Genomic DNA, 23,547 nt, shown 5'->3' with positions numbered 1-23,547 from the left:
TTCTAGCAGGTGATTAAAAAAAATTAATATTTAAATTCAATACTTGCAACGACATTACGACCAGGTTCTGCAGCACGGTCAATGATACTTGCCTGATTTGCGCCGGTAAGCGTACCGACTGCGGCATAGTCCCAATACGTTTTATCAAAGATATTATTGAAGGCGACATTCAGCTTGGTGAATTTGTTGACGCTCCAATAAGCGGACAAATCAAAAACGGTGTAACCTGCTACATTTTGATATTTAATATCATCCTGATAAGACGTGACGTCCTTAGTTGCCATTCTTCCGCCAACTGCTGTAGCTGTCATCCCTAATCCAAATACTTTATTCGGATCATCATAAGCAAACGTCAAGCTTCCCTTTTCTGGTTGAACCGAATTCACACCACTTTTGCCGCCATTTTTATTTTTTGCTGATCCTTTGGTTTTACCCGCAACCAATGCCAAGCTGTAGCCATCAGAGTTTGGGATAAACTGTCCTAAATCAATACGTGTAGACAGTTCACCTCCCCAAATCTGTGCATCAGCTAAATTCTCAGCTCTGTAGTAACCATAAGGATATTGTGGAGTCGTTCCATAGTTGTAATAGTCGATAAAATCTTTGTATTTGGTATAAAACCCAGTCACATCAAATTTGATACCATCAATTGATGTATTTCTTAAACCCAATTCAAATGCATCACTGGTTTCTTTTTTCAAGTTCGAATTACCAATGACGATATAACTCGGATTTCCAGGTGTGGTTTGATACACCCCGCCAATTTCTGTTGGAGATGGGATTCGATTGCCTCTCGAATATTTTAAATAGCTATAATTACTTGGCGTAAATTGATAGCTGGCTGAAAAGCTCGGAGATACATAATTATAGTCTTTCGCCTGAACATCGCTATAAGACGTGATCTCAGGTCTAAATTCTTGGCGCTCTATACGGACAGCAGGTGTTAAAATTAAATCACGTCCCAGCACATCTAGACTAAACTCATCTGACGCATAAGCAGAGTAACGTTTCAATTCAGAGTTTAAGAGATAACCACCTTGATAAATGCTTGAAATGGTTTGACCATTACGTAAGTCAACTTTAGTACTGGCATATTCTTTCTTATCTGCAGCAAGACCATATTTTAGCTTTTGATTTTTAAACTCTTTTTTAGCATCTATTTTTAAGCCGGTATTTTTCTCTTTATAAGTTGTTGAAAAATCACGTGCAACCGTTGCACTGTTCATAAAGGCGGTCGCGGTATCGTTATTCGACTCCTGATACCATATTTTGCTATTCAGTTGATCGAAAAGCTGGAAATCATTTGGTTTATAGGTATGTAGGATACTGAATTGTGTTCGATCAATATCTTGGTGTTGTCTCGCATCACTTTTAAAATTAGAGAATAAGTTTGCAGCAATATCCTTGGTATCAGTTTTTTTCTTATAATAATCAGCGGTAAAGTTCAGTTGATGTTGGTCTGATAAATTCCACAATAAACGTGTCAGCACCGCATCTGAAGTCCAATCTGATGGAAATGCTGGAGTTTTTGAGTTTGGCTTGGTTTCATTCCCTTCACGATGTGCATAGGCAACAAGTGCTTTAACATCATCATTACCTACAGCCCCAGTGACGGATGATAACCACGCTTGGTCCGCAGAACTATAACCTGCTTTTACTGTCCCTGCGACTGTTTTACCATTCACCAAATAATCTTCTGGTGATTTATTTTTAAATGAAACTCGACCACCGATACCATCTGTGGAAACATCAGTTGTGCCTGAAACAATATCTACTGTGGTGAACATTTCTGGCTCAATATAATCTCGACCAGCACCACGTTTACTCATACTTTTTGGTGGTACATAAGTACTCACTGTAGCATCTGCTAAATCAACCCCATCGACATCCAAACCGATTCTGTTTGCATCTATACCGCGGATGTTATAACTACTGGTTCCAGTTCCATCAAAAAATGTTCCGCCCCCTCCAACAGAAAATGGCGCATTTACCAAGGGTAAATATTTCACGATACCCGCCATGTCTGTGACGCCCGTTTGATCCATGTTTTCTCGATTGATGGATGTCCGACTAACAGGTGCGTCATTTTCATACTGTGCATAAACCGTAATCGTAGCTAAAGAATTATATTGATTATCAGATTTGGATTTTTCTAAACGATGTTCTTCTGCAAAACTGCCTGAACTTGCACCTGCTGCCATCAATGCAAACAAACATAATGATAAATAACGCGGTTTTAACTCCAAACGGTGAGACTGAGCGGTTTGGTAAAGTTCAAAAGGATTTGCATTCATGCGGGAGAAGCCTTTTATTAAAATGATATTGATAATCATTAACCATGTGTATTTTTGCTTTAGCCCATCGTAGAAAACTTAATCCCATACGAATTACAAATAGACACACAACTTAATAAATGAGAATAATAATCAATTAGATTATTATTTACAATATGCATTTTTTATGTTTGAACTTCAAAATAAAGATAAGTCACTCAATTTTTTCACTTTAATCATTCATAAATGCTAAACAAAACAACATTTTATTTAAAATAATTTAAATATAATCACCATAATTTAAACATTAAAAATAACATCAACAGGATGTAAAACCAGCATATTTTTCGGAATTTGGGCAGTATCGCCGATGAATCTAACACACAATCACAATAAAATTGCTTGGCGCAAATTCGAATTTTCTGCTCAATGTTTTTTTTATTGCTCGCTGTTCTTCAATGGGTTGATTGTTTTTTCACAAGCTCTAATAGCCAATCAGTAAGCGCTTTGACTTTGGGTAATACATTATTTTTTAATGAAACGAGATAATAATGCTGTTCACATTTCAACTCCATGTTTTGAAATGGCATAATCAGCACACCATTTTTTAAGTCATTTTCAATTAATTTTTTGCGTCCCATTGCCATCCCTAAATGATTTTTTGCAGCAGTCAATGCAAGGTCAGAACGATCAAAACTTAACTGAGCTAGATGTTCTATAGGAACGCGAAAATGTTGTGCCCAGCTATTCCATTCTTCTGTTCCTGTGCCATTACTCCATGCCTGACAATCATGCAACAATGTACAATCTTTTAACTTCTCTAAGTTATTGTTCAATTTAATCTTTTCAGCATACTCAGGACTGCATACAGGAATAATTGATTCATCCATTAAATATTGATAATTCAGTTGAGTAGAAGGTTGATGACCAAAATACAAGGCAAGATCAATTCCAGTACGCTGAAAATTCACATTTTCATTACCTGTCAAAATTGAAAGTTGAATATGGGGATAACGCTGAACAAAATCAGGCAAATGGGGTAATAACCAGCACTGTGCGATTGATGGTCTTGCATATAAGGTCAAAGCACCAACCAAAGACTGATTTTTTAATGCATTGATTTCACTATTTAATACATCTAGAGAATACTGTAAAGCATCGAGAATCCGTGTTCCTTCAGGTGTAAGCTTCACTTTACGATGCAATCGTAAAAACAGTTTGATCTCGAGTTCTTTTTCTAACTGGTTTATTTGATGACTCACAGCACTCGGTGTTAAAAACAGTTCTTCTGCTGCCAAAGCAAAAGATTCATGCCGCGCTGCAACTTCGAATGTATAAAGCTTGGAAAGTTGAAAACCCGTTAGATTTTTATGTGCGTTGTTCATGCATTTTCCTTTAGACCTTGAATTAAACTTTTATGCAATAGCTGATCCTGTTTGGTGACCGACATTGATCATACAGCATTGATTTAAAATCAAAATATAGTCAAACTTCCTGATTATTCATACCAGTGATTTGATATTAATCATTTATTCCAAATGAACTCTATATCGTTTATACGAATTTTTAGAAACTTTGGATGATTCGTATATTTTTCACTTTTGAATCATAGATGGTCTTGCTATCGTGAGCTGACTTGAATGTCGCCATGTTAAGCGGGGATAAATAAGCAAAAACAAAGCACTGCGTTGTTTGCAGCGCAAGAATACGATTCTACTAAAAATGGATTGATCAAAGTGAAGTATCGTCTACGTAAATCGATTTAAAGGTTAGCTATAAAGCGTGGCATTACAAGCTTTATATCATCAAATAAAATATCTATCGCATCAATTTTATTGATCTAGAAATTATATTGACTCTATTAGTTTTTCGCAGATTGATTACAAAACATCATCCCAATGTGTTCACTGTTCACATGAATGAGTTTAATGCATAGATCAAATTTCTTCGTTTGACAGATTTTTCAAATTTAACTTCAATAGCCCAATCATCAAAACTTGATCACACAAGCACATGCTACGGAAGTGATTTCGAAGTAAGTGCAAGATAATTGAAAACGATTGACTGATCTATGGCGACTTGCACAGATGATCTCAGGAATAATTTTATGGATGCTCAACATATTCACCAATTGATCACTCAATATCCTATTGTTGCTGATCTCATTTCGTTAAAAGAAACGATATGGTTCAATCCAAATTTTACATCACTTGCAGAGGGTCTGCCTTATGTTGGATTGACTCAAAAAGATATAGATGATGCCAGTGACCGCTTAACTCGTTTTGCCCCTTATTTGATGCACGCCTTCCCAGAAACAAAGCCCTCCAAAGGCATTATAGAATCAGAACTGGTAAGCATTGCAAATATGCAACAACGATTAGAACAACATTATGCGCAATCAATACTAGGACAACTCTGGCTAAAGAAAGATAGCCATCTCCCGATCTCGGGTTCGATTAAAGCACGGGGTGGGATTTATGAAGTACTTTATCATGCTGAAAAACTTGCCATTCAAGCAGGGTTATTGACGTATGAAGATGACTATACAAAACTGGCTAGCCCAACATTTAAAACCTTTTTCAGCCAATACAGTATTGCTGTCGGCTCCACAGGAAATCTAGGTCTTTCGATTGGAATCATGAGTGCTCAACTTGGTTTCGATGTAACTGTACATATGTCAGCAGATGCACGCCAATGGAAAAAAGATAAATTACGCGCGCACAATGTGACGGTAATTGAGTATGCCGAAGACTATGGTGTCGCCGTCGAGGAAGGTCGAAAATCAGCGCAGAGTAATCCAAATTGTTTTTTCATTGATGATGAAAACTCACAAACACTCTTCTTAGGTTATTCGGTTGCTGGACAACGTTTAAAAAAACAATTAAATGAAAAAAATATTCTTGTCGACCAAGAACATCCGTTATTTGTCTACTTACCCTGTGGTGTAGGTGGAGGTCCGGGTGGTGTCGCATTTGGTTTAAAAATGGCATTTGGTGATCATGTGCACTGTATTTTTGCTGAGCCGACCCATTCACCATGCATGTTGCTTGGTGTCGCGACAGGGTTGCATGATGAAATATCAGTTCAAGCATTAGGCATTGATAATATCACTGCCGCGGATGGTCTTGCGGTTGGACGAGCATCGGGTTTTGTTGGACGTGCCATGCAACGATTGCTGGATGGGTTTTATACATTGAGCGATGAAAGCATGTATCTCTTGTTAGGGCTGCTCAATGATTCTGAACAACTGAAATTGGAACCTTCAGCACTGGCAGGCATGCTTGGACCAATTTTGATCCATCAACAGCAAAACTATGCAACGCTCCATCAGCTTAGTCAAAAACAATTCAAAAATGCCAATCATATTATTTGGGGAACTGGCGGAGGTATGGTTCCTGAAGAAGAGATGGAAAAGTATTTGGCTGAGGCACATGCTTTAAACGATAAAGGTTAGTACCACCGTTCTTTATCATTCGATTTGAGCACACAATGTGGGGCATATTCGATCCATGATTTCATTATCGGATATCCCCCCTTTATTATTTTTGAGATTGATTAAATAACTCCTTCATTTACCCGAAGCACTTGAGCATTTATCCAATTACAATAAATACAACTCAAATAAATTCAAGCTCTCCACCCTCTTTCATTCATATCGTTTTCGCAATTGCATGAGTCAGTTGGAGTTCTTTTAAGAAATGTTTGCATAATTTCTAGACCAGTCATATTGAGCGTATCAATGTATTTATCCGAATGAATAAATTAAGCTAAACTCTCATGCTATTGAATAAATGTAGATTGTTCAGGTGAAATGCCAATCTTTACTTTGCTTTGCGCGACAATTTCAGATTCGTCTGTATCATTCGGATGAAAGTCAAAATGATAATAAGAGAAAAATTGAGGAATAAGCTTTCGATAGGACTGCATTGCAAAACCTGCAAACTTTACCCAAGACTTAATATTCCATAATTGCTTGTCTCTCGACATCAATACCATTTGATAGATATTTGAAAAAGCAGTAATCAGCACTAAACTAAAGGTGAAAATAGCGACTCGAGGAATATAGGCATCTAAACCTTTTCCATATAAATATTCGTACATATCATATGCCACAGCCTTATGTTCAGTTTCTTCTACACTATGCCAAAGCCATAAGTTACGAATTGTGGTGTCTGTCATTAACTCATTGACATTTTTCATCATTTCCACCACAAGAACTGCTGTGTAATGTTCCAAACCAACCGTAACCAATAGATTCCATTTTTTCGGAAAAATCTGCTCTATCGCTTTGAGTATTATCCCAGTCACCTTTTCTAAAGATTCAGGATCTAAACCATATTGTTGAGCGCTGACATGAAAAGCGTGATGTTCTTTAGAATGCATGGCTTCTTGACCAATAAATGCGCCAATATCACGGTCTAATTTTGGATTGCTTTTCACCTTGTCTCTTAATGCACGTACTGAGCGAACAAAATAAGACTCACCTTCTGGAAACAAAGTGGATAGACCTGTGAAGTAATGCGTAAAAGTCGGTTCATTATTACACCAATATTTAGGCATATCCTGAAACTCATAATCCATACGGCGTACTGGAAATGATGCAGGTATTTTTTGCTTTGATTTTTCTATCACTGCTGATGTAGACATGACTCACCTCAAGGATTTATCTAAAAATAACAAGTTCCAAAAAAGAACTTAAAAGTTAAAATAGTGAGCATCTTCTCACCTGTCAATCAGTTGAATGCCTAATCAACAGAGATTGTCCTTAAATGATAGCGCTGTTCCTATAAAGATAAACCGAATAGGGTCAAATGACATTGAGTCAAACATATCGTACTCACAGGCTTAATAGATTCTTCAATATTAAGATTAAAAAAGTGGAATAATATCTGATAAATCACATAAAATTGTTGATCTGTAAATATCATCATCCCCCTGCTTACTGATACAAGTGATTTAATGTCAATCATTCATCCCGAATAAACTTCATGCTTTTTATACAAAATTTTAGCAGCTTTTGCTGATTCATTGATTTTGCACTTTTGAATCCTAGATCATCTTTCTATTTTGAGGTGATATGGATAACGCTATATTCAATTGGATCTAGGATCATCTATTTAAACTTTAGATGTGAGGCGAGACAATCAAAGTTGAATATCACTCAATAACTGATGTTACGCACTTGATTTAAATTAAGTAGGTGAAAAAAAAAAAGCTAAATTTACACGACGGAGTCTTACATCCAAAGTTTAAATTTATGGAATAGCCTTCGGCTCGAGGTACTTTTGTTTTGGCATGAGGAGCAAAGCTCCGCAAGGGCAACCATCTTGCGCAGCGACATCGCTGCTCACCGCAGAACTCGTTTACTATCGTCAAAATATTCAAAGTTTCGCAGAAACTTTACTTATTAGAAGGAGTCCTGCCTCAAGCAATTGCGGATGACGTTTTCGCGTATCCACATTCTTCTAGCTCCAAAATTTAATTTTAGAGTTACTGCGTAACATCAGTCAATAATATATATCATTGATTTCATTATTAATAAAAATTATATTTTACTATTGAATTTTTCAACAGATTGAATAGCGAGCTAAAATCATTTCAAAATCAGCATCGCTATTCAGGAGTGAGGCAAAAGTTTTTAAAGATAAATTGTATATTTATTCAACAATAACGATTATGGCAAATCCAATTCAGCTCTCATCTTCAAAGTTCTTAACAATGCTTGATTGCGAAGCAATTGCAGATTTTTATTATCGAGACTATTCACAAAGTGCTGAGTCGCATCATTCAGCATATCAATTTTTTCTTCAGTTAATGTATAGGGTTTCATATCAGCCCACCATTCTGACATTGGCTCACCTAAATGATGCATCGCCGCTTTAAATCCTTGTTGATTTGCCAGTTGCATATTCAGATATGGACCAAAGATTGCCCAACGTAATCCAGGTCCATTGGTGATTGCAGTATCAATATCTTCTGCACTGCACACCCCTTCAGAAACCAAATAAAATGCTTCTCTCCAAATCGCAGACTGTAAGCGGTTCGCAACATGTCCTTTGACTTCCTTTTGGATCAAAATCGGCTTTTTCCCCAATGATTGATAAAACTCAAAAGCATCCTGTATATACTTTGTATGTGTTTTCTCGCCACCAATAATCTCTACAAGCGGTAATAGATGGGGCGGGTTAAAAGGATGTCCCAAAACAATTTTTTCTGGGTGTACACAATCTTGTTGAATATCCGATATTTTTAAACCCGATGAACTGGACGCGATTATGGTATCTTCTGGACAATTTTGTGTGAGTTGCACATATAGTTGTTTTTTTAGATCAATTCTTTCTGGACCATTTTCTTGGATAAAGTCGGCATCTTTAACTGCATCTGCAATATTTTGATAAAACCTTAAATTGTTCAAAAGCCCTGTAATATAACTTTCCGAATCACCCTGTTTGTGTTCTTCTAATTCAAATAGATCAAGTAAGTAGCTTTGAACTCGAGTCGTTAAATTGAGTTCTGCATCGGCAGCTGGATCAAATGCACTGACCTGAAATCCTTTACTCAGATAAAAAGCAGCCCAACTTGCACCAATTACACCCGTACCGATAATGGCAACTTTATTGACGGATTTCATATATACACTTCCTCTTATCCTTGAAAAATGTGGGAAATATCTTGATATTTAATAGTGAAAAATAATGCTTTTATAACGGCTAGACCCACTCAAATTTGTGGAGGAATTCGTCCTCCACAAATAATGATGATGAGTAAGCAGATCTTTCCGCAGCGATATCAACAGCTAGAAGGGATAATTATGATTGGATGAATATTGACACTATTGCGCTGTATAACCGCCATCCATCACCACAGCTTGCCCCGTGACGCCTGCTGCTTTTTCACTGGCTAGAAAAATTGCATAATCTGCGATTTCTTCAACATTGAGTAAGCGTTTTTGTGGCACCATGGCTAAAATAACGTCCTCAAGTGCACTTGTTTCACTGACATTACGCGTTTTTGCCAAATCTTTTATTTGACCACGGACCAAGGGTGTATCTACATAACCCGGACATAATGCATTGACAGTAATACCATCTCGTGCAGACTCTAAAGCTGCCACTTTCGTTAAACCAATCACGCCATGTTTCGCGCTGTTATAACCTGCTTTTCCAGCAAAGCCGATTAGACCATTGATCGAAGCCATATTGATAATACGACCATACTTTTGTGCTTTCATGATTGGAAATACATGTTTAATTCCAATAAAAGAACCCACCAACATTACATTTAACAACTTTTGATAAATATCTGTTGGGAAATCTTCGATTGAAGCAACATGCTGAAAACCAGCATTGTTAATCAGAATGTCTAAACGCCCATAGGTCTTTTGCGTTAACTCAATCGCTGCAGCATAAGCATCTTCATTGGAAACATCACAAGGCGCAGATAAAGCGTCATATCCATCCTTTTGTAAAGCAAAAACGGCTTCATTGCATTTATCCGCATTCATATCCGAAATGACAACTTTTGCACCTTCAAGGGCGAACTTTTTAGCGATTTCAAGCCCAATACCACTTGCTGAACCTGTGATAAATGCAACCTTATCTTTGAGAAGTTGACTCATGTTTGACTCCCTGTGTTGCTTCTTCAATATAAACTTAGACAATACCAAACCATGTAAATGCTGCAATCGCAACAAACACCGCAATGGTTTTTATGATCGTAATGGCAAAAATATCTTTATACGATTGTTTATGAGTAAGCCCTGTTACGGCAAGTAAAGTAATGACTGCGCCATTATGAGGTAAGGTGTCCATACCTCCTGAAGCCATTGCGACGATACGATGCATCACCTCAGCAGGAATTCCCATTGCAGCGATTGCGGCATTGTACTGATCAGCCATTGCGCTCAACGCAATACTCATACCGCCTGAGGCTGAACCTGTAATCCCTGCTAAAACAGTGGTCGTAACTGCACCATTGACCAATGGATTGGTAAAAGTATGTCCCAAAGCATGACTAATCACTGCAAAACCTGGCAATGCTGCAATGATGGCACCGAAACCATACTCAGATGCAGTGTTCATCACCGCAAGTAAAGAGCCGCCAATACTTGCATTTACCCCTTCTTTAAAACTGGTGGATACACGGCAGTAATCAAACATAATGGCGGTAATAATACCCACGATTAACGCTAAACCGACCGCCCAAATTGCCGATGTTTTAGCGACATCCACAGTATAGTTCGCCAGTCCAATTGCATTAAAATCAAAGCCGTTCGGGTACCATTGTTTAATCGCGGTGGATAAATATTTATTCATCACAGCCACCAAAATCAATGGGACAAATGCCATAAATTGGCGTAGTCCAGAACCATTATCCTGTTGTTGAGATTGACTTTCGAATTGTTGTAATTCAGCCTCAGTCAATGTAATACCAGAAGTAAATCCATCACCATTGCGTGCAGCAACACGGCGACGCCATTCCAAATAACTTAAACCGACACCCAAAACAAAAATTGCCCCAATAATTCCTAAAAAAGGTGCGGCATAAATATTGGTTCCGAAAAATGTAGTTGGAATAACATTCTGAATCTGAGGTGTGCCCGGTAAGGCATCCATCGTAAACGAGAAAGCACCTAGTGCAATTGTGCCTGGAATCAAACGTTTTGGAATATTGGCTTGTCTAAACAATTGGTTTGCAAACGGATAGACTGCAAAAACCACCACAAACAAACTTACACCACTATAGGTGAGAATCGCGCCTAGAAGCACAACGGTCAACATGGCATTTTTGGAGCCAATGAGCTGGACAATGGTTTTGGCAATTGATTCTGCAATACCAGACATTTCAACAACTTTACCGAAAATTGCCCCAAGTAAAAAAACCAGGAAATAATCTTTAATAAAGCCCACCATTTTTGGCATAAACACACCAGAATAAAATGGTAAAACGTTGGCTGGATTGATCAGTAAGACGGCAAATAAGGCACAAATCGGTGCCATGAGAATCACAGAAAATCCTCTGTAGGCGGTATACATCAACAGCCCGAGAGAAAGCAAAATTATACCCAGTTCCCACATATCTTTTACTCCGTCCTTAAAGCATATATGTCTAAATCCACCTTGTTTTTTATTTCAAATCATCACAAGGCAGTCCCATTCATTGATATGAATGAGTTATTCAATAAATAAAAATGGATAGTTAGAAAAATTAATTTTCATCAATACATTGAGCATTTATAAATCATCCAGATTTATAAATTGGAATATCCATATCCAAATTATCAATAAAACTATAATCCAAATTTTTAAGGATATTATTTGAAAATATTTATCAGTTAATATGAAAAGCTCATAAATTGAAGCAGATTTATTTTTGTGTTGACTTAATGGGTACTGATATAAAAAACAAAGTGTTAATTTTCAAGATCATTCATGAAAAAGTAGCCCATTCATTCTTTTACAAATTCAAGATTAGCTTGGTTTATCCATACACAATCAATATTTACTCACATAAAAATTAACTTAAGCCATTAATAAAATTAAAATTTTATTAATCCATAGAACTCAGTTGATTGAGTAAACACAATATAATTTAAGTGCTTAAATGATTGGTTATACGCTCAAAGATTCTGAGTTTAGCGTATCATAGTGCTAAAGATCAGTGAGGTAGAGTTATGACACTCAAACAATTAAAAGCATTTTTAGTCCTTGCCCGCACATTAAACTATGCCAATGCTGCCAATGAGCTTTGTTTGAGTCAATCCGCTTTAAGTTTAAGTATCAAAAGCTTAGAAGATGAACTTGGCGGAAAACTGTTTAAACGCAATACCCGTCGTGTCGATCTTACTGCGGAAGGAAATGCTTTAATCCCATTTGCCAAAAAGCTTTTAGCCAATTGGGAAGACATGGAAAGAGACGTTAAACAGCGTTTTAAGCTGCATCGAGGGACACTCAATATTGCCTCTATGCCTTTCGCAACACATGCTATTTTACCTGCGGTACTCAACGAATTTAACAAGCATCATCCCAATATCAATTTTTCAATCCATGATATTCCCAATGAAAAAATTATTGAAAAAGTACAAGAAGGTATTTTTGAACTTGGTATTTGCTTTGAACCTCAACACAATGATCAATTAATTTTTAAACCCTTCTTCAATGAAGATTTTTTGGCATTACTTCCTAAAGACCATGTACTCGCCAAACATCAATCAGTAACATGGCAAGAATTATGTTCGTATCCCTTTATAACACTACAAAAACCATCAATCATTCGACATGTGGTTGAAGAAAAATGTGCGCAGAATGATTTAATTTTGGATTTAAAAATCGAGTGTCATCAAATCAGTTCTCTTTCCCATTTTGTGGCTTTTGGCATGGGTGTCAGTGCAATTCCACGCCATTTTCAAAATTATATCGACAAAGAAAATAACCTATTGATTGAAATTGAAGATGGACAAGTCAATCTTCCTGTTGGCGTGATTTATAAAAAAGACTTTGAACTCTCCAATATCTCCTCTCAATTTATCGAAACCTTGTTGGCATATCAGTTTTAAAGCTTCCTGCAAATCAATAAAATTCAATGTTTTTAACGAAAAATTAATGAGTTTTTCTCATTGAACATTTGAAAGAATCAATTTCTAAAATCATTTATACAGTGCTAATAATAAAAGCTCTAAAGGACATAGAGTTAAAACGATGAACAAAGTTGTCGCGAGTGCGCATGAAGCTTTAGCTGATGTAGTTGCAAACAATCAGACCTTTGCTGTGGGCGGATTTGGATTATGTGGAATCCCAGAAGCATTAATTGATGCCTTAAAAGAAACGGGCGTAACAGGTTTAACCTGCATTTCAAACAATGCTGGCGTTGATGATTTTGGTCTAGGCAAACTTTTACAAACCAAACAAATTAAAAAAATGATTTCATCCTATGTGGGTGAAAATAAAGAATTTGAACGTCAATATCTGAATGGTGAACTTGAAGTTGAACTGACTCCTCAAGGGACATTGGCGGAAAAATTACGTGCTGGCGGTGCAGGCATTCCTGCATTTTTTACCCAAACAGGTGTAGGTACACTGGTTGCAGAAGGAAAAGAAGTTCGTAATTTTGCTGGCAAAGACTATATCCTTGAACATGCCTTGATTGCAGATATTGCCTTGATAAAAGCTTACAAAGCAGATAAAGCGGGTAATCTGATTTTCCGTAAAACAGCACGCAACTTTAATCCTGAATGCGCCATGTCTGGAAAATTTACCATCGTTGAAGTTGAAGAAATTGTTGAGATTGGAGAATTAGATCCTGATTCAATTCATCTCCCAGGAATTTATGTCAACCGTATCGTCTTGAATGCACAGCCTGAAAAACGAATTGAACAATTGACATTGAAAACGGAGGTTTAATCATGGCTTGGACGCGTAATGAAATGGCTGAGCGCGCTGCTCAAGAGCTTGAAGATGGCTTTTATGTCAATTTGGGTATCGGGTTGCCGACACTGGTTGCAAACTATATTCCTGAACATATCGATGTCTGGCTTCAATCAGAAAATGGCTTATTGGGAATAGATGAGTTTCCAACTCAAGAAACTGTAGATGCGGATTTAATCAATGCAGGTAAACAGACTGTCACTGCACGTAAGGGTGCTGCATTTTTCTCTAGTGCTGAATCTTTTGCTATGATTCGTGGTGGTAAAGTGAACATTGCCATTTTAGGTTCGATGGAAGTTTCTGAAAAAGGTGATTTAGCCAACTGGATGATTCCTGGCAAGAAAGTTAAGGGCATGGGAGGTGCGATGGATTTGGTTGCCGGTGTTCAAAAAGTTGTGGTTTTGATGGAACACTGTGCCAAAGATGGTAGCCCCAAAATTGTCCCAGAATGCTCACTGCCACTTACGGGCAGATTGGTTGTCAATCGTATCATCACTGATCTAGGGGTTATGGACATCACAGCACAAGGCGTCGAATTGGTTGAACTGGCGAAAGATGTCAGCATTGAGCAAATCAAAGCTGCAACAGGTGTCGAGCTAATCACAAGCCATTTTCAAGCCTCTTAATTAAAAGACTTAAAGAGCTGAAATTATTTTCAGCTCTTTTCTCTTGTTTCGATCAAGTTAAATCACCACACAAACAGCTGCTTTCCAACTAGTTTTGACCATTATTGCCCCACTTCAAATAAGCTTCACGCTGACTTAAACATTCATAATAATTTTGAACATGCGGAAAATCTATTTTTTCAAATGGTGTTAAGTACCAACGCTGTACAGACAAGCCAATCACAATGTCCGCTAAAGAAAAGTTTTGCCCTGTGACATAAGACCCTGTTTTTTCTAATTGTTGATCAAGGATCTGCATATGTTTACTCCAAGCCTGTATACTTTGCTCTACCCGCTCTAAATCTTGATGTAGAGGTGAATGACGAACCAAATGCATCAGGGCATATGTCCAGCTGTTGTTCAATTCAATCCCCTGCCAATCAATCCACTGATCCACTTCAGCACGTTGTTTGGCATCCAAAGGATAAAGGTGTTGTCCATTATATTGATTGGCTAAATATCGAATGATCGAGTTGGATTGCCACAACACAAAATCCTCATCGATTAAAACAGGGATGGTCGCATTGGGATTCAGCTTTAAAAATGCGGTTTCTTGAGTGGATTGAAAGCCACGCCCCCAATCTTCACGCTCATAAGCAATATTGAGTTCGTCACACAACCACAGTAATTTTCTGACATTGATTGAATCAGCTCTTCCAAGAATTTTTATCACAGACCATCTCCTATCCAATGCAAATAATATAGCTGAAAATGATGAGAAAAATCTGTGTTGAAGATCGCATGATCGTAAAAATATGATTGAAAAAAATCGTGATATAAATCTTAAAAATAAATGTGTAGCAATAAGACTAATTTATTCAACTTATTGTCATCTGAGAATTAAAAAAATGAGATATATAAAGCGTTTTAAAATAAAACTTATCTAAAAACAAATGCTTCATACAGTCAAATTAAAGTGTAAGCATACATCTATAATCAATGGATGATTGATACTAAATCATGTGATCATTCTATTGAGTAAATAAATGATGCCCAAATGTAGCTAAAAAGTATTTTTAACCAATATTGTCATTCATAAACAATACAATGACCTATCCGAGATTTTGAGTTTGAGATTGTACTTTTGGATAAATTTGCCTTTTTACAAAATATACAGGAATGGTCTGATCAGTATCCATGGTTAGAAATGCTGACATCATTGTCCATTTTGCTTTTTTTCGCATTTTTAGCAAATTTTATTGCAAAACAAGTCGTTGTTCGGGGTATACGTAAACTCATTTCAAAGATGAAGTTTGCCTATAGTGAAATTTTCTCTGAACACAGTGTGATTCGAAGAGTGGCAAACATTGTCCCAGCGATTGTTATTTTAAATGGGATTAGCACAGTTCCGCATTTGTCTGTAAAAGTTGTCAGTCTCGTACAAATGGCATCACAAGCATTTATCTTCCTCACGATTGCCCTTGCACTCAGTGAACTTCTCAACGTTTTTAACTTATTTTATCAACGTAATCCAAAGTCACTCAATAAACCTATTAAAGGTTATCTTCAGCTGGTCAAACTGATCGTATTTATCGTCTGTGGTTTACTGGTATTGGGTACATTCCTGAAGAAAGACGTATTTACTCTGCTGGCAGGTTTTGGTGCTATGGCAGCAGTATTGCTATTGGTTTTCCAAAATACCATTCTTTCTTTGGTCGCATCCGTACAAATATCTTCTTATGACATGGTGCGTATTGGTGACTGGATTGAAATGCCTTCACTCAATGCTGATGGTGATGTGATTGACATGTCGCTACATACCATCACTGTGCAAAATTTTGATAAAACCTTTACTACGATTCCAACCAATAAATTGGTGACGGATACCTTTAGAAACTGGCGTGGTATGAAGTTATTGGGTGCAAGACGGATCAAGCGATCTATCTTTATTGACCAAACCAGTATTCACTTCATTACTCAGGAAGAACAACAGAAATTAAAAGCTTTCTTATTGCTGGATCAATATCTGGACAATAAACAATCTGAGCTAGAGACTTTTAATCAGCAGTTTGAAAATCAGTCGATCTATAATCAACGTCGCCTGACCAATATCGGAACCTTTCGGGCTTATGTTGAGTTTTATCTAAAACAACATTCAGGTATTGCGAAAAACCAATCGCTAATCATTCGTCAGTTACAGCCGACCAGTGAAGGCATACCGCTTGAAATCTACGCATTTGCCAATACAACAGTATGGAATGACTATGAAGCAATTCAATCTGATATTTTTGACCATTTGATGGCAATTATTCCTGAATTTGGTTTAAGAATTTATCAAGCACCTTCTGGTTCTGATTTACGTTCATTAGCCAGCCATTCATCTGCAAATACTTTAGAGCATTGATTAGGAGTGATGGGTCAGGAGCATATCTGCGCCTGAACAATCTGTTTTTGTATTGCTCGTGCATTCATTCAGCGCTTTATTATGCTGAGCTAAATAAGATATTGCACTGAGTAAATACGTTATCCAAACTCATGTGAATAATTCGTTTATTCACATGATTACCAATTATTTTTTTGAATATGACATTATTGATCTTTAACAAAGATTAAGATTTTGATTTATATAAAATAAATCAAGACTTCTATTCGAAGCCTTGATTCTATATGATTGAGTTAAACTTTAGGCAATACGATACTTTGATTCTTCGGATATACGCTGTAATGTCTGACGTTGGTTTTTGAAATGTGGCAGAACATGTTCACCTAAGCGATAAGCTTCTTCTAAATGCGGATAACCGGCAAGGAAGAACAAGTCGATTCCAATACTGTTATATTCCTTAATGCGTTCAACAATTTGTTGGTAGCTACCCACCAAAGCAACACCCGGAGGGATACCAATGTAGCCAAAGCCAGACCAAACATTGGGATGAATGAAGAAATCATTCACATTTTTGCTGCCATCTTTATCCGCATATTCTTTTTCAAAACTGAGTACTCGCGCTGATCTGAGTCCTGCATGAGCAGCTGAAGCATGCAAACGTTGCTTCTCTGCTGCCTCATCTAAATAACGTTGCGCCTCTGCCAAAGCTTCCTTTTCGCTACGTCGAGCAATTGTATCAATGGATAAACCAAACTTAATATTGTCACGACTATACTTCGCAGCACGTTTACGTACATCCGCAATCAATGCGGCAATCTCACTCGGTTTTTCAGCACGCATTAAATAATAATCTGCGTGCTTTGCGCCAAACTCACGTGCGGCTTCAGAAGAGCCAGCTGTACAAATGATGGGTAACTGAGCTTTATTGAGTGGATACTTTAATCCGCCGCCCTCAGCAGAATAATATTTGCCTTGGTAATGGAATGATTCGTTATACCAATAACCTTTTACAACATCGAGAAACTCAGTTGCGCGGATATAACGGTCATCATGAGGTGTGGCATCTCCAACCTGACGTTGAATCACCTCAGATCCACCATTAATAATATTCCATACTAAGCGGTTACCTGTTGCACGTTGGTAGGTCGCCGCACTTTGTACTGCATTGTATGGACTAAAGTGATAAGGCTGGAATGCGGTCACAAAATTCAGTCGTTTAGTTTCTCTGGCCAATAGCGAACACACAGTCCAAGGTTCCTCTCCTGTTGGTGCATTGACCATCAAAGCACCTGCGAAACCATTGATTTCTGCTGCGCGCGCCACCTGTGCTAAATAGTCAATATAAGTAAAGTCATCGCCCACTTGATAGTTGGACGTTGCGCCAGTATTTTCCACACCAGATACGCGCGCCCAATCACCACGATTACGAGGATCGCCTGCTAAAAATTCAGCTTCGCCATGCAAAGGTAGGCGAGTAAAAAATTCAATTCCCATGATGTTCTCCGTATAACAATTAGAATTTGGCTGTGAGAGAAACACCAACTTGGCGTGGGTTTCCGTAGGTTAAAACATATTGTCCTGCTGGGCCATTTGGACGACCATGTACCTGATATTCTTCATTCAGCAAATTCTTAACATAGGTATTGACCTGATATTTATTATTTGCGCTGTGATAACCAATATTGGCATTCCACAAGGTATACGATTTTTGGCTAAGGATTGGATCAACCGAATAGTCTTGACGATTCACCAAGAAATACTCACGGTCACGATAGCTTGCGTCAGTACCAACAACGATACGAGCACCATCATTTAAATTGAAGGTATATTCACCACCAACACCGACGGTATATTTTGGTGAACGTACTAAACTGTTCCCAGTATTGTCAGCATTGACTACATTTGTTACCGGGTTCTTGTCAACGAAGTCCGTATATTCACTATCTAAATAAGCACCAGCAAAACGTAAACGTAGATTTTCAGTGGCTAAATAATCAAGCTCTAACTCTGCACCTTTCACTTCTGCTTTTGGCCCGTTGGCTAAAACTGAAGTAACACCGCCCCCTTGCCCTTCTGTTGCAACTAATAAATTGGTTTGGATATCTTTATAGTCGTAATAGAAAATGTTGGCATTTGCGACTAAATCCCCATCCAGTAAACTAGATTTCAAACCGAGCTCGTAACTGTTTAAATATTCAGGGTTAACGTCCGCAAGTTGGGTTAGGCTACTAGATAAACCTGTATTAAAACCGCCAGAACGGAAACCACGTGCAAATCTGAAATATGTATTTAAATCAGGTGTAATTTCATATTCTGGGGTAATGTCATAGGTCAACTCATTCCATGTTTTCTTACGGTTTGTTGAACCATTCGCATTTGGAGTTGGGTTATAGACAGCATTGTTATACCCGTCTTTTTTCCACCAACTACCTTTTGAATAATCACCTGTGGTAATTTGAGTCAGGTCGAGATCGATATCTTTTTCTTCACTGGTCCAGCGTAATCCGCCAGTCACCTTAAATTTATCTGTAAATTTATAGGTACTATTTCCAAATACAGCAAAGCTTTGTGTGGCTTGATTATAAGTAATGTCTCTAAATGCAGGGGTTGATGCCGTCTGTGAGGCAGCACCGTTCGGCAATGTTTTGTTTACACGTGCACTCACACCCGTAGAATCTAATTCTTCGTTAAAATAATGCAAACCTGCAATCCAACTTAAACGTTTGTTCGCATCGGACGAAATTCGAAACTCTTGGCTATATTGACGCCATTCATTATCGCTATAACTACGTGCAACATCATAAGGAGTGTAATCACCATCTGAAATCGACTTTTGTGTGGTCTTGTCAAAGGCAGTAATTGAGGTGAAATTGTAGCCTCCGCCTAAATCTCCATTTAAAGTGAATGAAGCACCATCATGCTGAATTTTATTACTTTCATCTAAATCTAAATTGGTGTTACGTCCCTCTGGTCTTTCATAGACTCCCCAGTATTTCCCAATACTTAAGGAACCATTGTTTCCTAAACCATTGTAGGTTTGGCTATGTAAATTGACTAATGCATTCCATTGGTCATTCACTTTACCTAAAATCTGGAAACGGAAAGATTTCTTATCGACATCGCCATAATCTTCGCCATTCGCTAAATTTTTTGCATAACCATCGCGATCTTCAGAATAAAAAGCACCTCGAACCGCAATATTTTCTGATACTTTGCCGTTCGCCGCACCCTCAAAGGTACGTAGATTATGATCACCTACCCCTATCGTTGCATAGCCATTTGGTTTTTCTGAAAATGTTGGCTTTTTGGAAATATAATTGACCGCTCCCGCTGTGGTATTTTTACCGTAAAGCGTTCCCTGCGGTCCACGTAGAACTTCTATACGCTCTAGATCAAATAAGTCTCCCGCTCCTGCAACAGGTGCATTCAAATAAACGCCATCTGCATAAATTCCAACAGGAAATACAGTCGATGCAGCAACGTCCCCTGTACCCAAACCACGGATATACCAACGTGGTCGGCTATCACCATCTGGATTTTCCGCTGCTGCATTCGGTGTATACGTTAAAACATCACCAATAAAGGTTGAGCCCTTGGCAGCCAAATCTTTACCAGAAACAGCCGTAATCGCGGTTGGAACTTTTTGAATATTTTGTGCTCGATATTGCGCAGTTACAATCACATCACTTAATTTTTTGACATCCTTTGCATTGGTCACTTGTGCTTGTTGCTCAGCTGTAATGCCTGTTTCAATTTCTTCACTTGCCAAAGCCAGTGTCGAAACACTCGCTGTTACTCCCCACATAGCAGTTAAAATACTCTGCCTAATTTTTGTGACCTTAAACATGGTGACTCCATTTATATAAATCTATTCTTATAATCGCAACTTCCATGCCATTCAATTTACTATATAAATATCAATAATTTAAAAAACAAAAGTAAAATTTATGATTAAGTTTTGCTGATAGATAAACACTTTTCTCTGTGTTATTGCTGTTATTTCAACATTGTTTATTTTTGAAATATGTAAGAAAAAATAGCCATACAATTGTATGACTATTAAGCATTAAAAATATTTCATGTATTTAAAATTTATAACTAAATTGTCCCTGCACTGTGAGTGGACGCATTGGCTGTAAGAATTCACTATTTGCGCCAGCTAAACCATTCACAAAATTGCGTTCATTGGTTAGATTCAAAATATTTAAGCCCACAGTCCATTGTGGTTGTCGATAATATAATCCCAGATCTAAATTATAGTTATTTGGAACCTTAACCGTCTGGCTTAAATTGGTATACCAGTTACTTGTCCACCACCCTGAGAGATTTACACCAAAACCTGACTGATGTTGATAATCCACATAAGCACTGGCAGAGTATTTTGGAATACCCGCTGCATCATACCGACCTGCTTTACGCTGGTTTAACCCATTACTGTCCCCCCAGACAGTCGCATTGTCTGCATGGAAGCCAAAGGGAGAAAATCCTGCTGGAATAATTGAAGTATATTCAGCATTCAAATAGGTTAGGTTCCCACCTATCGCAATATTTTTTTGTAGCTGCCAGCGTAGTGAAGATTCAATCCCTTTGACTTCAAAGCGTGCCATATTGCCATTTGTATCAGGTGATAAATCCCGCTTCTGCTCAAATCCGCTTAATGTGAGAAATAGTTGATCGATGATCGGCTCATATTTAAATCCTAATTCTTTTAATTCACTTTGGCTGTCAAAAGCCAGAGGATTCAATTGATTACCTGCCCCCCAAATAAGAAATGGACCAAAAACACCTGTGTTGAGTGCAGTACTCTTATCATAAGTAAAATACAGTGTAGTTTTTTCTGTCGGCTTGATAAATGTACTGGCTTGATAACTAAGCAAACTATATTTATTGTGATCTGAATGGACATCTGTCGGCACTAAGACCAACGGGTTTTCAAGTTTGGCTTTGATTGAACTGTGATTAATCCCAAGATTAATGCCAAACACATCATTAAAAGTAAAGTTTTGCTGACTAAATATACTCCATGTATCCCAAGATCCAGTTCCTGTATAAACAGCACCACCACCATTGGGAGGAAAACCACCTTTTTCAGCATATAAACCATGCCCGACTGGATACATTTTTGGCAAATTTAAATAACCAAAGTATTGAGAATATTGAGGAACACCAGCCTGTCCAATCCAACTTCCTGTTGAACTACCATTATTAACCAATCCTAGTAAATCTCCTGGATTTTTTTGAGAAGGATCATTGGTCAGATCATAAGGGTTAATATTGAAACTATTATTTGCCGCTAAAGATGTAAATTCCTCACGGCGAAATGCTCCTCCAGTACTGCTTTTATTATTCACCTTAAGACCAAATAGCTCGAAGTCATAATCTGCGAGGAATTCGAGGCGATTATCAAATAACTCATGTTCTAAATCAGTAAAGAAACTCCCAACCGAATCACCTAAATCCTTATTGTTTTGGTAAAGCGTACTATTTGAAACTGACCAATGCGTATTCAGATCTTTAATCAATTTTAATTGAGTGCTGAATCGTTTGGCACTATTTTTATCTTCGCTTCGACCAGAAATATTATCGTCTAATTTGACCAATCCATTACCGGGTATAGATGGATCATAGACCCAACCTCGAATTGTTCCAGCCTGATCTGCTGTTGCACTAGGTAATGGTGTTGTTTGAACTGGACCTACAGCAATATATTGGTTCTTATCATTCTTTTGACGGTTCTGCCAACCAATCACTTTGGAATTCGCAGCTCCAGATTCAAATACAGGTGACCAGAAAGCTGAACCATTTTGAATAATTGGCGTAGCTCTGCCTTTGTAATACTGACGGTTATCAACAGATTGTTGTGTTGCCCTATTCCAACCATGTGTCACGTTAAAATCATAATAATCGTCATAACTTATATTCCAATCAACACGTAGACTATCATCTGGACGCCAAGCCAATGCACCATAAAATGCATTAAAATTATTTTTCACATTGTCATAATAATCATCGGTTTTTTGTGCTGTTGCACTGACACGAAATGCAAGTTCTTTAGAGATCGGAGCGGTATGATCAATACTGACAGAAAAATTAGGCTCTGTACCTTTTCCTGCATAGATTGAGCCGACTGAGCCTGAAATCGTTGTCTCTGCTTGATTAAAGTCAGGTTTTTTAGTGAGATAATTAATATATCCACCTGAACCCGAAGTCGGTGCAAAAATCACTCCCGTCGGTCCTGCCACAATATCAGCAGCTTCATATGCATTTAAATTGGTCGGATGACGGGTACTATAAATTCTTTGGCTATCTTGAAAGACCTCTGAATTTTGTCCCCGTATCTGTGGTGCGAAATTGGCATTTTGTCCCCCACCTCGGGTAATACTTGGTGCATATTTAACAAGATCATCTGCACTGCGGATCACATCTTCACGGAATTGTTGTTCCGATACTTGGGACACTACACGAGGTGTGTCTAATACTAAGCTATCCGTTCCATAGATTGAAGTCACTTTACGTTTGGGAACAACAGTTTGTTTTTTATTTGCACCAGTCACCACAACATCTGTCAAAGTAATCACATCACTTTCAGTATCTGCCGAGGTATTTTGGGTTTCTTCGGCAAAAACATATATGGGTAAAGATGCTCCCGAAAATGCTAAGGCAATCACTAGAGGTTTTAATTGAAAAGGCTGCTTCATATCATACTCAGTAAAGTAAATTTACAGTACGTTACGCAAGGCCTATGCCAATCATTAAACAGCCTCAAAACAGCACCCAAGATATTGATTTAATAGTTTTTAATTTTTATATATTTAAATATCAATTTTATAAATGTTTACTTTTTCAACAGATTTGTTGAAATA

At 37.7% G+C, this 23,547-nt stretch carries 15 protein-coding genes; 5 read left to right on the top strand and 10 right to left on the bottom strand.

From position 1 onward, the window contains the following. Window positions 1-23: 23 nt before the first annotated feature. Together AC1Z3T_RS08600 and dsdC are read right to left on the bottom strand one after the other, a co-directional pair. Window positions 24-2,294, bottom strand: coding sequence for a TonB-dependent receptor domain-containing protein (locus AC1Z3T_RS08600; protein ID WP_483396577.1), 2,271 nt, complete (start codon window positions 2,292-2,294; stop codon window positions 24-26). 434 nt (window positions 2,295-2,728) lie between these two features. After that, window positions 2,729-3,658 (bottom strand): DNA-binding transcriptional regulator DsdC, encoded by a 930-nt coding sequence (dsdC, locus tag AC1Z3T_RS08595; RefSeq protein WP_004828576.1) that lies wholly within the window; start codon window positions 3,656-3,658, stop codon window positions 2,729-2,731. A 722-nt stretch (window positions 3,659-4,380) separates the two neighbouring features. Between dsdC and dsdA the strand changes: the two genes are divergently transcribed. Further along, entirely contained in the window at window positions 4,381-5,727 is a 1,347-nt protein-coding gene (dsdA, locus tag AC1Z3T_RS08590) for a D-serine ammonia-lyase (RefSeq protein WP_151804981.1), read from the top strand. Between the two features lie 326 nt (window positions 5,728-6,053). Here the strand turns inward: dsdA and AC1Z3T_RS08585 are convergent, their stop codons facing one another. The 4 genes from AC1Z3T_RS08585 to AC1Z3T_RS08570 form a co-directional block, all read right to left on the bottom strand. Continuing rightward, window positions 6,054-6,920: a metal-dependent hydrolase gene (locus AC1Z3T_RS08585; protein ID WP_042086672.1), complete on the bottom strand. Its 867-nt coding sequence runs from the start codon at window positions 6,918-6,920 to the stop codon at window positions 6,054-6,056. A 1,027-nt stretch (window positions 6,921-7,947) separates the two neighbouring features. After that, window positions 7,948-8,904, bottom strand: coding sequence for a 3-hydroxyacyl-CoA dehydrogenase NAD-binding domain-containing protein (locus AC1Z3T_RS08580; RefSeq protein WP_174761838.1), 957 nt, complete (start codon window positions 8,902-8,904; stop codon window positions 7,948-7,950). A 201-nt stretch (window positions 8,905-9,105) separates the two neighbouring features. Beyond that, window positions 9,106-9,891 (bottom strand): 3-hydroxybutyrate dehydrogenase, encoded by a 786-nt coding sequence (locus AC1Z3T_RS08575; RefSeq protein ID WP_058971971.1) that lies wholly within the window; start codon window positions 9,889-9,891, stop codon window positions 9,106-9,108. Between the two features lie 34 nt (window positions 9,892-9,925). Next, window positions 9,926-11,350, bottom strand: coding sequence for a GntP family permease (locus tag AC1Z3T_RS08570; RefSeq protein WP_419320739.1), 1,425 nt, complete (start codon window positions 11,348-11,350; stop codon window positions 9,926-9,928). A gap of 596 nt (window positions 11,351-11,946) precedes the next feature. Between AC1Z3T_RS08570 and AC1Z3T_RS08565 the strand changes: the two genes are divergently transcribed. The 3 genes from AC1Z3T_RS08565 to AC1Z3T_RS08555 all read left to right on the top strand — a co-directional run bounded on the left by AC1Z3T_RS08565 (window position 11,947) and on the right by AC1Z3T_RS08555 (window position 14,322). After that, entirely contained in the window at window positions 11,947-12,828 is an 882-nt protein-coding gene (locus AC1Z3T_RS08565) for a LysR family transcriptional regulator (protein ID WP_005030608.1), read from the top strand. Window positions 12,829-12,970: 142 nt separating this feature from the next. Then, window positions 12,971-13,672 carry a CoA transferase subunit A gene (locus AC1Z3T_RS08560; RefSeq protein WP_419320737.1) on the top strand — a complete coding sequence of 234 codons (702 nt, stop codon included), beginning with the start codon at window positions 12,971-12,973 and terminating at the stop codon, window positions 13,670-13,672. A gap of 2 nt (window positions 13,673-13,674) precedes the next feature. Continuing rightward, on the top strand, window positions 13,675-14,322 hold the full coding sequence (locus tag AC1Z3T_RS08555; RefSeq protein ID WP_042086687.1) for a 3-oxoacid CoA-transferase subunit B: 648 nt from the start codon (window positions 13,675-13,677) through the stop codon (window positions 14,320-14,322). Between the two features lie 88 nt (window positions 14,323-14,410). Here AC1Z3T_RS08555 and AC1Z3T_RS08550 read toward each other — a convergent pair whose 3' ends face one another. Beyond that, window positions 14,411-15,034 carry a glutathione S-transferase family protein gene (locus AC1Z3T_RS08550; protein ID WP_004828565.1) on the bottom strand — a complete coding sequence of 208 codons (624 nt, stop codon included), beginning with the start codon at window positions 15,032-15,034 and terminating at the stop codon, window positions 14,411-14,413. A 411-nt stretch (window positions 15,035-15,445) separates the two neighbouring features. Here AC1Z3T_RS08550 and AC1Z3T_RS08545 point away from each other — a divergent pair, with 411 nt between their 5' ends. Beyond that, complete coding sequence (locus AC1Z3T_RS08545) at window positions 15,446-16,705, top strand: mechanosensitive ion channel family protein (RefSeq protein ID WP_042086690.1); 1,260 nt, start codon at window positions 15,446-15,448, stop codon at window positions 16,703-16,705. A gap of 279 nt (window positions 16,706-16,984) precedes the next feature. On the opposite strand, the gene AC1Z3T_RS08540 is transcribed toward AC1Z3T_RS08545, so the two are convergent. The 3 genes from AC1Z3T_RS08540 to AC1Z3T_RS08530 all read right to left on the bottom strand — a co-directional run bounded on the left by AC1Z3T_RS08540 (window position 16,985) and on the right by AC1Z3T_RS08530 (window position 23,382). Next, a complete protein-coding gene (locus tag AC1Z3T_RS08540) occupies window positions 16,985-18,178 on the bottom strand; it encodes an LLM class flavin-dependent oxidoreductase (RefSeq protein ID WP_419320734.1) in 1,194 nt (397 codons plus the stop codon). A 19-nt stretch (window positions 18,179-18,197) separates the two neighbouring features. Next, window positions 18,198-20,531, bottom strand: coding sequence for a TonB-dependent receptor (locus tag AC1Z3T_RS08535; protein ID WP_419320731.1), 2,334 nt, complete (start codon window positions 20,529-20,531; stop codon window positions 18,198-18,200). Between the two features lie 238 nt (window positions 20,532-20,769). Beyond that, window positions 20,770-23,382, bottom strand: coding sequence for a TonB-dependent receptor (locus AC1Z3T_RS08530; protein WP_419320729.1), 2,613 nt, complete (start codon window positions 23,380-23,382; stop codon window positions 20,770-20,772). Window positions 23,383-23,547 lie beyond the last annotated feature (165 nt).

The sequence above is a fragment of the Acinetobacter sp. B-6 genome, assembly GCF_056930735.1.
The sequence above is the reverse complement of the archived record's forward strand: the minus strand, read 5'-3'. Positions and strand labels throughout refer to the sequence as shown.

Excerpts from the sequence above, each read along its gene's own strand:
- dsdA (WP_151804981.1), top strand. The coding sequence starts at position 4,381 with ATGGATGCTCAACATATTCACCAATTGATCACTCAATATCCTATTGTT.
- AC1Z3T_RS08570 (WP_419320739.1), bottom strand. The coding sequence starts at position 11,350 with ATGTGGGAACTGGGTATAATTTTGCTTTCTCTCGGGCTGTTGATGTAT.
- AC1Z3T_RS08600 (WP_483396577.1), bottom strand. The coding sequence starts at position 2,294 with ATGAATGCAAATCCTTTTGAACTTTACCAAACCGCTCAGTCTCACCGT.
- dsdC (WP_004828576.1), bottom strand. The coding sequence starts at position 3,658 with ATGAACAACGCACATAAAAATCTAACGGGTTTTCAACTTTCCAAGCTT.
- AC1Z3T_RS08580 (WP_174761838.1), bottom strand. The coding sequence starts at position 8,904 with ATGAAATCCGTCAATAAAGTTGCCATTATCGGTACGGGTGTAATTGGT.
- AC1Z3T_RS08575 (WP_058971971.1), bottom strand. The coding sequence starts at position 9,891 with ATGAGTCAACTTCTCAAAGATAAGGTTGCATTTATCACAGGTTCAGCA.
- AC1Z3T_RS08565 (WP_005030608.1), top strand. The coding sequence starts at position 11,947 with ATGACACTCAAACAATTAAAAGCATTTTTAGTCCTTGCCCGCACATTA.
- AC1Z3T_RS08540 (WP_419320734.1), bottom strand. The coding sequence starts at position 18,178 with ATGGGAATTGAATTTTTTACTCGCCTACCTTTGCATGGCGAAGCTGAA.
- AC1Z3T_RS08535 (WP_419320731.1), bottom strand. The coding sequence starts at position 20,531 with ATGTTTAAGGTCACAAAAATTAGGCAGAGTATTTTAACTGCTATGTGG.
- AC1Z3T_RS08560 (WP_419320737.1), top strand. The coding sequence starts at position 12,971 with ATGAACAAAGTTGTCGCGAGTGCGCATGAAGCTTTAGCTGATGTAGTT.
- AC1Z3T_RS08555 (WP_042086687.1), top strand. The coding sequence starts at position 13,675 with ATGGCTTGGACGCGTAATGAAATGGCTGAGCGCGCTGCTCAAGAGCTT.
- AC1Z3T_RS08530 (WP_419320729.1), bottom strand. The coding sequence starts at position 23,382 with ATGAAGCAGCCTTTTCAATTAAAACCTCTAGTGATTGCCTTAGCATTT.
- AC1Z3T_RS08585 (WP_042086672.1), bottom strand. The coding sequence starts at position 6,920 with ATGTCTACATCAGCAGTGATAGAAAAATCAAAGCAAAAAATACCTGCA.